Origin of the sequence: uncultured Phascolarctobacterium sp., assembly GCF_937920985.1 — a bacterium.
Taxonomy (GTDB): domain Bacteria; phylum Bacillota; class Negativicutes; order Acidaminococcales; family Acidaminococcaceae; genus Phascolarctobacterium_A.
Genome location: NZ_CALDXR010000052.1, coordinates 1 through 14,493 on the forward strand (window position 1 = coordinate 1; position 14,493 = coordinate 14,493).

General features: G+C 45.4%; 15 protein-coding genes and 1 other annotated feature. Of the genes, 14 read left to right on the forward strand and 1 reads right to left on the reverse strand.

Annotation, left to right across the window (positions count from 1 at the left end; all coding sequences use genetic code 11):
• The coding region (locus Q0612_RS09150) for a hypothetical protein (protein ID WP_298883753.1) at positions 1–201 on the reverse strand (201 nt) is incomplete at its 3' end.
• Between the two features lie 81 nt (positions 202–282).
• Between Q0612_RS09150 and rpmG the strand changes: the two genes are divergently transcribed.
• The 14 genes from rpmG to rpoB all read left to right on the forward strand — a co-directional run bounded on the left by rpmG (position 283) and on the right by rpoB (position 14,475).
• A complete protein-coding gene (gene rpmG / locus Q0612_RS09155; protein WP_009145199.1) occupies positions 283–432 on the forward strand; it encodes a 50S ribosomal protein L33 in 150 nt (49 codons plus the stop codon).
• 46 nt (positions 433–478) lie between these two features.
• Positions 479–697 carry a preprotein translocase subunit SecE gene (secE, locus tag Q0612_RS09160; RefSeq protein WP_009145198.1) on the forward strand — a complete coding sequence of 73 codons (219 nt, stop codon included), beginning with the start codon at positions 479–481 and terminating at the stop codon, positions 695–697.
• A 55-nt stretch (positions 698–752) separates the two neighbouring features.
• Entirely contained in the window at positions 753–1,313 is a 561-nt protein-coding gene (gene nusG, locus Q0612_RS09165; RefSeq protein WP_298883767.1) for a transcription termination/antitermination protein NusG, read from the forward strand.
• 14 nt (positions 1,314–1,327) lie between these two features.
• Positions 1,328–1,753 carry a 50S ribosomal protein L11 gene (gene rplK / locus Q0612_RS09170; RefSeq protein ID WP_009145196.1) on the forward strand — a complete coding sequence of 142 codons (426 nt, stop codon included), beginning with the start codon at positions 1,328–1,330 and terminating at the stop codon, positions 1,751–1,753.
• Between the two features lie 68 nt (positions 1,754–1,821).
• Complete coding sequence (gene rplA / locus Q0612_RS09175) at positions 1,822–2,514, forward strand: 50S ribosomal protein L1 (RefSeq protein ID WP_293725127.1); 693 nt, start codon at positions 1,822–1,824, stop codon at positions 2,512–2,514.
• Between the two features lie 24 nt (positions 2,515–2,538).
• Positions 2,539–2,674: a sequence feature (ribosomal protein L10 leader region), on the forward strand.
• 30 nt (positions 2,675–2,704) lie between these two features.
• Positions 2,705–3,232: a 50S ribosomal protein L10 gene (gene rplJ, locus Q0612_RS09180; protein ID WP_009145194.1), complete on the forward strand. Its 528-nt coding sequence runs from the start codon at positions 2,705–2,707 to the stop codon at positions 3,230–3,232.
• Between the two features lie 65 nt (positions 3,233–3,297).
• On the forward strand, positions 3,298–3,669 hold the full coding sequence (rplL, locus tag Q0612_RS09185) for a 50S ribosomal protein L7/L12 (RefSeq protein WP_009145193.1): 372 nt from the start codon (positions 3,298–3,300) through the stop codon (positions 3,667–3,669).
• 145 nt (positions 3,670–3,814) lie between these two features.
• On the forward strand, positions 3,815–4,474 hold the full coding sequence (locus Q0612_RS09190) for a hypothetical protein (protein WP_298883778.1): 660 nt from the start codon (positions 3,815–3,817) through the stop codon (positions 4,472–4,474).
• A gap of 192 nt (positions 4,475–4,666) precedes the next feature.
• On the forward strand, positions 4,667–5,110 hold the full coding sequence (locus Q0612_RS09195) for a hypothetical protein (protein WP_298883781.1): 444 nt from the start codon (positions 4,667–4,669) through the stop codon (positions 5,108–5,110).
• Between the two features lie 10 nt (positions 5,111–5,120).
• Complete coding sequence (locus Q0612_RS09200) at positions 5,121–6,419, forward strand: glutathionylspermidine synthase family protein (protein WP_298883783.1); 1,299 nt, start codon at positions 5,121–5,123, stop codon at positions 6,417–6,419.
• A gap of 20 nt (positions 6,420–6,439) precedes the next feature.
• Entirely contained in the window at positions 6,440–7,321 is an 882-nt protein-coding gene (locus Q0612_RS09205) for a LysR family transcriptional regulator (RefSeq protein ID WP_298883785.1), read from the forward strand.
• A 344-nt stretch (positions 7,322–7,665) separates the two neighbouring features.
• Positions 7,666–9,117, forward strand: coding sequence for a Na+/H+ antiporter NhaC (gene nhaC, locus Q0612_RS09210; RefSeq protein WP_298883788.1), 1,452 nt, complete (start codon positions 7,666–7,668; stop codon positions 9,115–9,117).
• A 71-nt stretch (positions 9,118–9,188) separates the two neighbouring features.
• The gene (gene iadA / locus Q0612_RS09215) at positions 9,189–10,346 is read left to right on the forward strand and encodes a beta-aspartyl-peptidase (protein WP_298883791.1); all 1,158 of its coding nucleotides are present in this window, start codon (positions 9,189–9,191) and stop codon (positions 10,344–10,346) included.
• Positions 10,347–10,662: 316 nt separating this feature from the next.
• Positions 10,663–14,475: a DNA-directed RNA polymerase subunit beta gene (gene rpoB / locus Q0612_RS09220; RefSeq protein WP_298883793.1), complete on the forward strand. Its 3,813-nt coding sequence runs from the start codon at positions 10,663–10,665 to the stop codon at positions 14,473–14,475.
• The last annotated feature ends 18 nt before the right edge of the window (positions 14,476–14,493 follow it).

Genomic DNA, 14,493 nt, shown 5'->3' on the forward strand with positions numbered 1-14,493 from the left:
GGCGGCCGTACCGTTGGCGCTGGCGTTGTTTCCGAAGTAGAAGAGAAATAATTTTCCGGCATAGTAAGGCAAAATACAAGACCGGTCAGCTGTTGGCCGGTCTTGATTTTTCAAGACTGATTGCGAAAGAAACGCTTTAGAGCAGCCAGGTACTGAGCAGACAGAAAAAATTTGCGTCAGACGGATATTTATAGTTGACATAAAGTGTTAACTGTGTTACTCTATATTAGCGACAATTTGTGATTGGTTTTATTATTATGTACGTAAGCGAGGTGTAACTAAATGCGTAACCTGATTACTTTGGCTTGCACTGAGTGCAAACAGAGAAACTACCAAACCAACAAAAACAAAAAGAACGATCCTGATCGTATCGAGCTCAATAAATATTGCAAGTTCTGCAAAAAACACACTCTGCACAAAGAGACCAAATAATATTGGCTCGTGCGTAACCGGGTAGTAATAGCAAGGATGTGACAAGATGGCCGTTCCGGAAACTACAGACACTGAGAATAAGGGATTCAGCATTACAACCTTTCTTAGTGAAACTAAAGTAGAATTAAAAAAGGTTACCTGGCCTACCAAACAAGAGCTTATTGCTAACACTATAGTGGTAATTATTGCAGTTGTTTTGTGCGCAGCTCTAATCTGGATTATTGATTCCATCTTTAGTATGTTATTCCGCATGATTTTGCAATAATGAGCTGTTAGGCTTAAGTAAGGAGGGAAGGGGAAGCGTTGCTTTCCGTTTATTCATGGAAGAAGAAAAGCAAGGAAAACATTGGTATGTAATTCATACCTATTCTGGCTACGAAAATAAAGTACGCGCAAACCTGGAACGAAAAGTTCATTCCTTGGGTATGGAAAATGAAATTTTCCGTATTGAAATACCTACGGAAAAAGAGGTTGAAATCACTTCGGATGGTAAGAAGAAAGTTGTCGAGCATAAGGTTTTCCCAGGCTATGTACTGGTGGAAATGATTGTAAATGAGCGCAACTGGTATGCTGTCCGCAATACTGCAGGTGTAACTGGTTTCGTCGGTTCTGATTCTACCCACCCGACTCCGCTTACAGCTGAAGAAGTAAGGCAGATTATGCCTTCGATGGGTATGGAAGTTGAAGCAACTGAAAAACCCGTTAAAATTGATTTTCAGTTACATCAGAAAGTTCGCATCAAGACTGCGCCCTTCATGGATTTTGATGGTACAGTTTGTGAAATCAACGAAGAAAAGGGTAAACTGAAGGTACTCGTTGATATCATGGGACGCGAAACTCCTGTTGAAATTGACTTTACACAAGTTGAAGAAATTGAGTAAGGAGGTGTAATTAAATGCCGAAAAAAGTCGTTAAAATGGTAAAATTACAGGTACCGGCTGCTAAAGCTACTCCGGCTCCTCCGGTAGGTCCTGCACTTGGCCAGGCTGGTGTTAACATCATGGCCTTCGTTAAGGAATTTAACGCACGTACTGAGAAACAAGTTGGCCTCATCATTCCTGTTGAGATCACTGTATTCGAAGATCGTTCCTTTACTTTCGTAACCAAAACCCCTCCGGCTGCAGTTCTGCTGAAGAAAGCTGCTGGTCTGGAAAAGGCTTCTGGTGAACCTAACAAAAAGAAAGTTGCTAAACTCGGTCGTGACAAAGTTCGCGAAATCGCAGAAAGCAAAATGCAAGACCTCAATGCTGCAAACGTTGAAGCTGCTATGAGAATGGTAGAAGGCACTGCACGTAGCATGGGTATTGTAATCGAAGACTAATTTTAAACAGTCTTCTCATTTAGTGGGAGGCAAAAGCCGCTTGTACCACATAGGAGGAATTCATAACAATGGGCAAAAAGTATGCTGACGCTTTGAAATTAATCGAAGCTGACAAATTCTACTCTCCGAAAGAAGCAGTAGCTCTGGTTAAGAAAACCGCTGCTACTAAATTCGACAGCACTGTTGAAGTTGCTTTCCGTCTGGGCGTTAACCCTAAATACCCTGATCAGCAAGTTCGTGGTGCACTGGTTCTGCCGAACGGCACTGGTAAATCCAAGACTGTTATGGTTTTTGCTAAAGGCCCCAAAGTTGCAGAAGCAGAAGCTGCCGGCGCAGATTTCGTTGGCGGTGAAGAATATGTTGATAAAATCAAGAACGGCTGGATGGCATTTGACGTGTGCATCGCAACCCCGGATATGATGGGTCTTGTTGGTCGTCTTGGTAAAATCCTTGGCCCTCGTGGTTTAATGCCTAACCCGAAGGTTGGTACCGTTACCATGGACGTAACCCGTGCCGTTAAGGAATCCAAAGCTGGTAAAATCGAGTATCGTACCGATAAATCCGGCAACGTACAAGCTCCTATCGGTAAAGCATCCTTTACTGAAGAGCAACTGTTACAAAACTACATGACTTTGGCTGATACCCTGGTTAAGGTTAAACCGGCTGGTGCTAAAGGTCAGTACATGAAGACTATCACCATGTCCTGCACCATGGGCCCTGGCGTCAAAGTTGATGTCCTGAAAGCTAACAGCGACAAATAATTGTAGTTTTACTTAATTTTACTAAATCAGAAGATAATCGGGCCATAGACAGCAGGTGCCACGTGCGTAAGTTTTAACTACGCCTGCCGAGGCTGGAGCGTGAAGATATATTAGACCTTCCGACCTCCGGCTACGGCCGAGAGGTCTTTTTGATTTAATAAAAACATCAAAAAAAGGAGGTGCAATCTAAATGGCAGTTATTAGACCTGAAAAAGTAGCTAAAGTTGCTGAAATTCAAGAGTTGCTTTCTAACTCCAAATGCACTATTTTAGTTGACTTCTGCGGTTTAACTGTTGCTCAGGATACCGAGCTGCGTCGCAAAATGCGTGAAGCTGGCGTTCACTACAATGTAGTTAAGAACACTCTGCTGCGTATTGCTGCAGAACAAGCTGGTATTGAAGGTCTGGAACCTTCTCTGGAGAAAAACACCGCTATTGCTGTTTCCCCGGAAGATCCTGTTGCAGTTGCAAAAATCGTTTGCGAATTCGCAAAAGAAAACAAAGAACTGAAAGTTAAAGTTGGCGTTCTTGATGGCAAAGTTATCGGTGCTGACGAAATCAAAGCATTGGCTTCTCTGCCGCCGAAAGAAGTTCTTATTGCCAAGATGCTGGGCAGCATGAATGCTCCTATCAGCGGTTTTGTCAATGTACTTCAAGGTACTATCCGCAATGTCGTATATGCTCTGGAAGCTGTACGCAAACAAAAAGAGTCCGCTTAATTCGCGGCGTGCTGCATAAGGCAGCTTAAAAAATAAAAACTTACTTATTATTGGAGGTAACTATAATGAATAAAGATCAAATCATCGAAGCTATTGAATCCATGACCGTACTCGAGCTGTCCGAACTGGTTAAAGCTCTGGAAGAAAAATTCGGCGTATCCGCAGCTGCTCCGGTAGCTGTTGCTGCTGCTCCGGCTGCTGGCGGCGAAGCTGCTGCAGCTGAAAAAACTGAATTCGACGTAATCCTGACTTCCGCTGGCGCTTCCAAAATCGGCGTAATCAAAGCTGTTCGCGAAGCTACCGGCCTGGGCCTGAAGGAAGCTAAAGAGCTGGTTGACGGCGCTCCGAAAGCTATCAAAGAAAAAATCTCCAAAGCTGACGCTGACGCTCTGAAAGAGAAACTGGAAGCTGCTGGCGCAACTGTAGAAGTTAAATAATCTTGCTTGCTACGCTAGTAGCACAATAGATTGTTGATTCGTCTGCAATCCGACTCCCGATGCACTTAGGTGTGTCGGGAGTTTTTTGATTTTCTGCCTCAAAGAATATATAATATTTTAAACAGAACCAGGAGGTGAGTAGGGGATGCAAGTTAATTATCAAGGCAATTGTGATGCACAAATAGTCTTGCTCCAAATAATAGGAGAGCATGAGTTACCGTTAATCGATGAAGAGCTTTCTCAGATAAAAGCTATAACGCAGAGTACAGATTTTTTGTTAATTACAGTGCAGGTCGATAACTGGAACGACGACCTTTCGCCATGGGTTGCAGAGCCGATTTTTGGAGATGCTGCCTTTGCCGGCAATGCGGAAAAACTTCTAACACGTATAAAAAATGAAGTAATTGTTCCGTTATTAAGTGAGCATCAAGATATAAAGATTTTTGCGGGCGGCTATTCCTTAGCCGGATTATTTGTATTGTGGGCGGCTTATCAAACAAATTTATTCGAAGGTATAGCAGCAGTATCTCCGTCTGTGTGGTTTCCTAAATTTGTTGATTTTGTGCATAACAACAAAATATTAACCAATAGAGTCTATTTAAGTCTTGGCGATAAGGAGGCAAAGACACGTAACCCAATAATGGCACAGGTGGCAAATGATATTCGTGATGTGTATCGCTCATTAAGAGATCATAGGTTGAGCAGTATTCTTGTTTGGAATCAGGGAAATCATTTTAAGGAACCTGCGCTGCGCATGGCAAAAGGATTTGCTTGGTTGATGAGCTATGAAAAGATTCACTCATAAGAACACCTATAGATTGTTGATTCGTCTGCAATCCGACTCCCAATGCACTTAGGTGTGTCGGGAGTTTTTTTTGATTTTGTGAATGAAGCATAGTCATAGTGCAATTCAGCTGCTTCTTATGCTATAATATAAAAGATGACCTACTATATTGCTGTGTAAAAATGATAGAGATTTTTTATAAAGGAGTTTCATATGCTTACAGACGAAAAACGTAAAAAGCTTTTGGCCGGTGCGCTGGCGGTAGTTATGCTGACAGGTGTTGCCGGCTGTGGTAACGATAAAGACAGTGAGTGGAAGAATGATAACTCTGCTCAGAATAATCAAGATGAAAAGAAGGATGAAGATAACGGCGGCGGCTTTTTTCATGGCTTCTTTCCCTGGTACTTTATCGGTCGTACCTTTGGCGTAGGACCTGCAGCAGGTGTGCGCACTGCGCCTGCTGCTAATACGAAGCAGGATAATACAGCTGCTGGTTCAGCTACTGCCAGAGATAGCAGTAATGCAGCTAATGGCGCCTCTGTGCAGCAGGGAACTGCAGGAAGCACGCAAAATTCCAAGCTCGGCAGTACGGGAAGCACAGGCAAAAGCGGCATCGGCAGTGGCATGAGCCGCTCCAGCGGCAGCGCAATTTCCTGAGGTGATGAAGATGTATAAATATCGTAAGCCTGATACCTGGCTTGATAAAATTGATTTGAATATTATGCCGTATGTGGATGCGCCGGAGTGGGAAAACCGTTATCCTACTATCAGCGCGCTGCTTATGAGCAATGCCAATAAGCGTGAGCTGCAGCGCATCAGTGCCGGCCTTACAGCAGCACTGTCACGCCTGGCAGAGGCTTTGCGTACCAATAATAATGGCGCAATGCCCTTTAATCTGTTTAATATGACGGATAAGCTCACACCGTATATCCTTGCGGATAACTCGGATCATGTGAGCTATATCAGCCGTCTTGACTTTGTAAAGAATACTGACGGCTGCTATAAGCTGGTAGAGATCAATTCGGATACTCCTTGCGCCTTGCCGGAAACATTTTATGCCAACAAGGTAGCGGAAGCATATTTTGCTAAGGAGTACGGCCTGCATCTGCAGCCGCGTTCGGATGGTGAGGAGCTGGCAGAGCCCTTTTTAAAGCTGTTGGAACAGCCTAAATATGCAGATAAGGATGTAGTGCGCATTGCTTTTGCTGCTGATAAAGGCTACAGTGAGGATTGGGCTAACGCCAAATTTTTATTTGAGCGTGTGCAAGAGGTGTTGCGTGAACGCATTTTGAGCAAGCAGCCATTTGTTTGTCGCCTTGTCAGTTTAGATGAGCTTATAGTGCATGATGACGGAGTTTACATTCCCAACGAAATTTTCAATAATAAGGAAGATAAGCTTGATATCCTCTATCGTCTGCATCCGCTGGAGCTTTTGATGGATGATGAAAGCGAGGATGGCTATCCTGTTGGCTTAAAGCTCATGGAGTTAGCTAATTTTGGTGCTGTTGATCTGGTTAATCCGGTAAAATCCATTGTACTGCAGAATAAAGCACTGCTGGCACTGGCATGGTATTTATATCAGCATCGTCTGTTCTGGACACCGCAGGAGGAAGAACTGTTGGCTGCGCATTTAACGCCGACCTATTTGGACAGCAAGCAGTTGGCTGGACAGCGTTATATTAAGAAGCCTATCTTTGGGCGTGAGGGTGCAGGCATTGCTATTGTAGAGCCTGATGGTGCGCTGAGCTACGAGGCGGAGGAATGCGATGACTGCGATTTGATTTACCAGCAGTTTCTTCCTTCAGCAGATGTACAGCAGGAAACAGATAACGGTGAGGCAACTGGCAAGTATACTTATTCCTGCTTTGTGATCAACGGTAAAGCGTCGGAGACCTTTGTGCGTTTGCAGCCGGGAGAAATTACCGGTGTAGAAGCATATTTTGTACCTGTTCTTGACGAAAAGTAAGAATTTGAGGAGTCCATAAAATGAACATCCAGGTTTACCAATCCTTTTTGACTGTAGTACAGTGCCGCAGCTTTACGCAGGCTGCGAAATATCTTAATTTTACCCAGCCTACAATCAGCAATCATATCAACGCTTTGGAAGAGGAATACGGTGTTATTCTTTTCACCCGAGACGGCAAGAATGTTTATCTGACGCAGGCAGGCAAAAACTTTGTGCCGATAGCACAGCAGCTGATGGCTGATTATCAGAAAAGCCAGGAGGTAATGCGCCAGTTTCAAAAGAAAAATTACAGTCTGAAAATAGGCGTTTCCACCCAGGGCATAAACTTTTATCTGCTTCCTGTGCTGCTGAAGCTCAAAAAGGAATTTCCTGAGCTGGAGATAGAGGTTAACCGCTGCATGACGGTAGAATCGACTATCAATGACGCTTTTGTACAAAAGCTGTATGATTTTGCCTTTGTGCATATTGATGTGCAGCCGCTTTATACCAAGCGTGTACAGCTTTGGAATCAGCCGATGGTTTTGGTAGCGTCCAAAGAATTGTATGAGCAGATGGGAAGAAATAATAATATTTATGATTATCCTTTTATCGCCTATCCTGCCAGCGAGGTATATTACAAGCATTTAAAATCTAAGGTCGATTTTACACGTCTGCAAAGCGTTCTGACCTTTAGTGATTCTGAATCCGTCTTGATGGCAGTAGAGCAGAATCTTGGCATAGCTTTGACACCGCGGGTAAAAGTAATGAAGGAACTGCAGCAGGGAACATTAGTCGAATTCCCGGTCAAGTATTCGGGAAATATGCCAATCTCGGTTCTTTACGATTATGAATTTAACTTTACCTTGCCAACAAAGCGCTTTTTGGAGCTTTTAAAAGAGTCGCAGGAAAAGATAAAGGGTTAATTTACTTTCTGTTCTTTATATAAGAATAATTTATCAAAACGCTATAACAGGAAAAATGATCTTATTGATTTTTTGATTTAGGGCTTCTTCAGCATGGTTGAAGAAGTCCTAAATTTTTAGTATAAAAAAGCGCATGGTTAAGCAAATGTCCACGAATTATAGTACAAATTTTGTATACAAAATACAGGACGGCGAATAAATTGCTTATGTATACAAGAAAAATTCCAATAAGTATAGATAAAGAAAACTGTTGAGATAATTAAGCTATAATGATAAAATTTTTATAGATAGCGTTGCTTGCGCAAAATTAAGCCGGCTAGATGACCGGCAGAAACGAGGGTATTATGTCAAAGGATATGCAAAAAACTGAAGAAAAAACAAATAAGCGTATGCCAACCTTTACGGAATCTGTTATTCCTATTATTGCTATGATGGTTATTCTGACTGTCGGCAAAGGTTATCTGGGTTACGCAACCGAGCCGCTGCTGCTTTTGGTAGCTGCTATTGCCGGCCTGATTGCTTACCGCGTTGGTGTTACCTGGGATGAAATGATGGACGAAATCTGCCAGAAGATTGCCAAGGGCATGCCGGCAATTTTGATCCTGACCTGCGTTGGTGCACTGGTTGGTACCTGGATGGCTTCCGGTACTATCCCGATGATGATTTATTATGGCGTGCAGATTGTAAACCCGACCTTCATGCTGGTAACTGCGTTCCTGATTACTGCAGTTGTATCTATCGTAACCGGTACCTCCTGGGGCTCTGTTGCTACCATGGGTGTTGCGCTGATGGGTATCGCCAGCACTTTGGGTGTAAACCTGGCAGCTACCGCTGGTGCTGTAATCGCCGGTTCCTATTTTGGTGATAAAATCTCCCCGCTGTCCGATACCACTAACCTGGCACCGGTTGCAGCTGGTTCTACTCTTTATGAGCACATTGCTCACATGTTCTGGACTACTGTTCCGGCAACTATTATTTCCCTGGTTGTTTATGCTTTCGTAGGCTTAAAGGGCAATATCGGCGGCGATGTTTCTTCCGAAGCAGTAAGCACTATGCTGACTCAGTTAGATGGCATGTACAACTTTAACATTCTGCTGATTCTGCCTGTACTGCTGATTCTGGCAGGCTCTATCTTTAAGAAACCGACTCTGCCGGTTATGATGGCTTCCACTGTTCTGGCTGGCGCTGAAGCATTGATTTTCCAAAACATCAACCTGAAAAATCTGCTGCTGGCTACCGTAAAAGGCTTTAAAATTTCTATGCTGACCACTCCCGGCTTTGACCCGGCTACTGCTGCTCCGCAGATTATCAAGCTGTTGAACCGCGGCGGTATGGCTGAAATCATGGGTACCACTCTGCTGGTATTCTGCGCATTCTGCTTTGCCGGTATTATGAGCAAGGCCGGTTGCCTGGAAGTAGTTCTGCAAAAAATCCTGACCTTTGCTAAGAGCACCGGCGATCTGATTGCTTCCACCGTTGCTTCCTGCATTACCATGGGCCTGTGCACCGGTAACTCCTACCTGTCCATTCTGATTCCCGGTGAAATGTTCCGTGATGCTTATAAAGCAAGAGGCCTTGCTGCTAAGAACCTGTCCCGTACCTTGGAGGATGCAGGTACTGTATTTGTACCGTTGGTTCCCTGGTCTGCAGCAGGTGCTTATATGACCGCCTGCACCGGCATTGAAACTCTGGATTATGCACCGTGGGCAATTCTCTGCTACACCGGTTTCATTATCGCTCTGTTCTACGGCTACACTGGTATCGGTATTGCTAAGCTGGAAGACGAAAAGAAATAAGCCGGTTGCGCAAGCAAGTCGGCAGTACTGAGCAGCTGCTTAGTACACAATGAAAGGAAAAGTGACACATTTTGATTAAGTTAATTAGAAACGCTGACGTTTATGCACCTGCGCATCTTGGTAAAAAAGATGTGCTGGTTATTGCAGATAAGGTAGTGCGTATTGCTGATAAAATCGAAGGCTACGAAGGTATGCCTGAGGTTGAGGTATTTGATTTCAGCGGCAAAAAGCTGTTGCCCGGTTACATTGATATGCATATGCATATCACCGGCGGCGGCGGTGAGCAGGGCCCTGCTTCCCGCGTACCCGAAGCAATGCTGAGCCAGATTACCAGCTGCGGTATTACTACTGTTCTGGGCCTGCTGGGTACAGATGGTGTAACCAGAAGCGTAGAAAACCTGGTAGCTAAAGCACGCGCACTGACGGAAGAAGGCATTACTGCCTACTGCCTGACCGGTGCTTACGGAATTCCTTCACCAACCATTACCGGTTCGATCGAAAAAGATATTATGATGGTTCCGCCGATTATCGGCACCAAGATTGCAGTAAGCGATCATCGCAGCTCTAATCCACAGGGACCGGAGCTGATTGAGGTTGCTACCGCAACCCGTCGCGGTGGCCTGTTGGCCAACGTTGCCGGCCTGGTAACCATGCATATGGGTTCCGGTGTTGGTAAGCTGGACCCGCTGTTCTACGCACTGGACCATTCCGATGTTCCTGCCAAAAACTTCCTGCCGACTCATATGCTGCGTACGCATGAGTTGATGGAAGAAGGTGCAAAGCTTGTACGTCGCGGCGGTTACTTCGACATGACTGCCGGCAGCACTGACGAGGATATGGAAATCGGCGCAGAACAGATTATGGAGCTTTTGAGCTGGGAAGGCATGAGCACCGACCACCTGACGATGAGCAGCGATGCTTTCGGTTCCCAACCTAAGTTCAATGAAAATGGTGACTGCATTGGTCTCACCTACTGCTCTCCTAAATATCTGCATCTGACAATCAAGAGTCTGGTACGCCGCGGCCTGCCGCTTGAAGAGGCTATTAAGCTGCTGACCTCTACACCTGCCGAGCTGCTTGGCAAGACTGGCGTTAAGGGTTGCGTTGCAGTTGGCGCGGACGCTGACCTGTTGGTTCTGGACGAAAACCTGGATATTGACGCATTGTTTGCTAAAGGCCAGGTAGCTCTGCTGGATAAAGAGATTGTACTTAAAGGACGTTTTGAATAAAACGTGGCTATAAAGTTACAGACACCCATAAAAATGAGGTGTCTGTAATTTTTTTTTTGAGCTAAATCTTGACAATTTGCATTATTTATGATAACATATCATACTACATCATTATTATTTTTGCAGGTGTAAATTTTGACAACAAATACTGCCGGGTCAGTGGTTGAACGGCGTATCTTGCTTATAATGAAAGATGAGGCTGCTCATCGAAGACAACTGACAAGGTCCTTGTGGTAAGAACCTTGTTGTTTTTTTTGTCGGGAGTGATGCTGCCAAGTTTAGTATGCTGATAATACAAGAAGGGGTGAGGAATTACATGTTTAAACCGGTTCCAGTAGGTGATAGGACTCGGTATAGTTATGCGAGAATCAATGAAATTCTGGCTATGCCGCATTTGATTGATATTCAAAGAAAGTCCTATGAGTGGTTCATTCAGAAGGGCCTCATGGAGATTCTGCATGACATTTCTCCTATTAAAGACTTTGCAGGCAATCTGGAGCTTTACTTCGAAAGCTTTGAATTAGGAGCTCCTAAATATAGCGTTGAAGAGTGTAAGGAGAGAGATGAATCTTATTCTGCACCAATGAACGTAAAAGCTCGTCTCGTTTTCAAAGATGACTCTGGCGAGATGAAAGAATCCTCTGTGTTTATGGGTGACTTCCCGCTGATGACTGATACCGGTACCTTTGTTATCAATGGTGCTGAACGTGTTATAGTCAGCCAGCTGGTACGTTCTCCTGGCGTTTACTATAGTGTAACTATGGATCCGAGCGGCAAAAAGATTTATGGTACTACCGTAATTCCTAACCGTGGCGCTTGGATTGAATATGAAACTGATATCAATGATATCATCTCTGCTCGTGTAGACCGTACCCGTAAGGTTCCGGCAACAGTGCTGCTGCGTGCTTTAGGCTTATCCTCTAATGATGAGATTATAGCATGCTTCGGCAATCATCCTGCATTGCTGGCTACCCTGGAGAAGGATACCACTACCAACAAAGATGAAGCAATGCTGGAGCTTTACAGAAAGCTGCGTCCTGGCGAGCCTGTTATCCTGGAAAACGCTGTACAGCTGATTGAGAATACCTTCTTCGACAGCAAGCGTTATGATCTGGCTAATGTTGGCCGTTATAAGCTCAACAAGAAGCTTGGCTGGCGCAACCGTTTGAGCGGTACTGTACTGGCTGAACCTATTGTTAATGAAGAAACTGGCGAAATCATCCTGCCGGAAGGCACTAAGATGACCGACGAAAATCTGGATAAGATTGAAGAGAGCGGTGTCTACAGTGAACGTGGCCTGCGTGCTGTTAAGGTTAAAAATCATGAAGCAGATATGCTGCTGATGTTTACCACCGGCATTGATGCAAAACTGCATACAGTTACCCAAGAGGATGTATTTACTTCCTTTAACTATCTGCTGAACCTGATGGATGGTTATGGTACCGGCGATGATATTGACCATTTGGGCAACCGTCGTGTACGCTGCGTTGGCGAGTTGCTGCAAAACCAGTTCCGTATCGGCCTGTCCCGTATGGAACGCGTTGTTAAAGAACGTATGACAATTCAGGACAATGAGGCTATTACTCCGCAGGCACTGATTAACATCCGTCCTGTAGTTGCTGCTATTAAAGAATTCTTCGGCAGCAGCCAGCTGTCTCAGTTCATGGACCAGAACAACCCGCTGGCAGAGCTGACTCATAAACGTCGTCTGTCTGCCCTTGGCCCTGGCGGCTTGTCCCGTGAGCGTGCAGGCTACGAAGTCCGCGACGTACACAACTCCCACTATGGCCGTATGTGTCCTATCGAGACGCCTGAAGGTCCTAACATCGGTTTGATCGGTTCCTTGTCTACCTATGCTGTTATCAATGAATACGGTTTCATGGAAACCCCGTACCGTGTTGTTGATAAAGCAAATAAACGTGTAACTGAAGAAATCAGATACATGACTGCTGATGAAGAAGATAAATATATCGTAGCACAGGCCAACGAACCGTTGGATGATGATGGCTACTTTATGGGCGAGCGTGTAACTGCCCGTGCTAAGGATGATGTCCTGTCTATTACTCCTGATAAAGTAGACCTGATGGACGTTTCTCCTAAACAGGTAGTATCTATCGCAACTGCACTGATTCCGTTCCTGGAAAACGATGACGCTAACCGTGCTCTGATGGGTGCGAACATGCAGCGTCAGGCTGTACCTCTGCTCTGTACTCAGGCTCCGATTATCGGTACCGGTATGGAATACAAGGTTGCTTCTGACTCCGGTGTCTGCGTCCTGGCTAAGCGTGCCGGCGAGGTTATCCGCGTAGTAGGCAACGAAATCCGTGTACGTGCTGAAAATGGCGAGGTAGATGTATATCCGCTGCTGAAATTCAAACGTTCTAACCAAGGTACCTGCGTTAACCAGCGTCCTATCGTCTTCAAAGGCGACAAGGTTGTTGAAAAGCAGATTCTGGCAGATGGTCCGGCTACCGATCATGGCGAGTTGGCTTTAGGCCACAACGTTATCGTTGCTTATATGCCTTGGGAAGGCTATAACTACGAGGATGCTGTTCTGCTGAACGAAGACCTGGTAAAGGCTGATATCTTTACTTCTATCCATATTGAAGAATATGACTGTGATGCCCGCGATACCAAGCTTGGTAAAGAGGAAATCACCCGCGAGATTCCTAACGTATCTGACGAAGCGCTGAAGGATCTGGATGAGCGTGGTATTATCCGCATTGGTGCTGAAGTACGTCCTGGCGATATTCTGGTAGGTAAGGTTACTCCGAAGGGTGAAACCGAACTGACTGCAGAAGAACGTCTGCTGCGTGCTATCTTCGGTGAAAAAGCACGTGAAGTACGTGACAGCTCCCTGCGTGTACCGCACGGCGAAGCTGGTAAGATTGTCAGCGTTAAGGTATTCAGCCGCGAAAACGGCGATGATCTGCCGCCGGGAGTAAACGAGCAGGTTCGTGTACATATTGCCCAAAAACGTAAGATCTCCGAAGGCGATAAGATGGCAGGTCGTCATGGTAACAAGGGTGTCGTTTCCCGCATCATGGCGCGTGAGGATATGCCGTTCCTGCCTACCGGCGAACCGGTACATATCGTACTGAATCCGTTGGGCGTACCTTCCCGTATGAACATCGGACAGGTACTGGAGAACCATCTGGGTTGGGCAGCACGTGCGCTGGGTATGGAAATTGATACCACTAACCTGGCAGCTAAGCTGAACGCAGTTGAAAAGACTGGCGCAGCAGAAGGTACTCCGGAATTTGAAGCAGCTTATAAGGAAGAGCTTGCTAATTCCGAAACCGCTAAGAAATTAGAGCATTACGGCTACGATTATGAAAAATATGGTATGCCGGAAACTGTTGAAATTGATAAATTCGGTGGCAAGAGCGTAAAAGCAGTACAGATTTCTGTACCTGTATTCGACGGTGCGCATGAGCAGGATATTGCTGATGCCCTGGAGCTTGCAGGCATTGATAAGACTGCTAAGACTACTCTGTATGATGGTCGTACCGGTGAGCCCTTCGATAACCCTGTTACCGTTGGTCTGACCTATTACCTCAAGCTTCACCATTTGGTTGATGATAAGATCCATGCACGCAGCACCGGCCCGTACTCCCTGGTTACCCAGCAGCCGTTGGGTGGTAAGGCACAGTTCGGCGGCCAGAGATTTGGTGAGATGGAAGTTTGGGCGCTGGAAGCATACGGCGCTGCTTACACCCTGCAGGAAATCCTGACTGTTAAGTCCGATGACGTTGTTGGACGTGTTAAGACCTACGAAGCAATCGTTAAAGGCGAGAATGTACCTGATCCTGGCATTCCTGAATCCTTCAAGGTACTTGTTAAGGAGCTGCAGTCTATCGGCCTGGATATCAAGGTTCTCAACGAGGACGAGGAAGAGGTTTCCCTGCGTGACGATGATGATGAAGATATCGCAACCACCGCTCGCGAAATGGACATGGATATCAGCGGCCAGGTAATTGAAAATGCACCTGAAAAGCCTGTCGATGATTATGCTGATAATGACGCTACCGAGGATGTAAGTGACTCCGGGGACATCATTGCTGATATGGGTAATTTTACAATTACCGATAATCCCGACGGTGACTTAAATGATCCGGATAATATGTAAGAGAAGGGAGCGAATGAT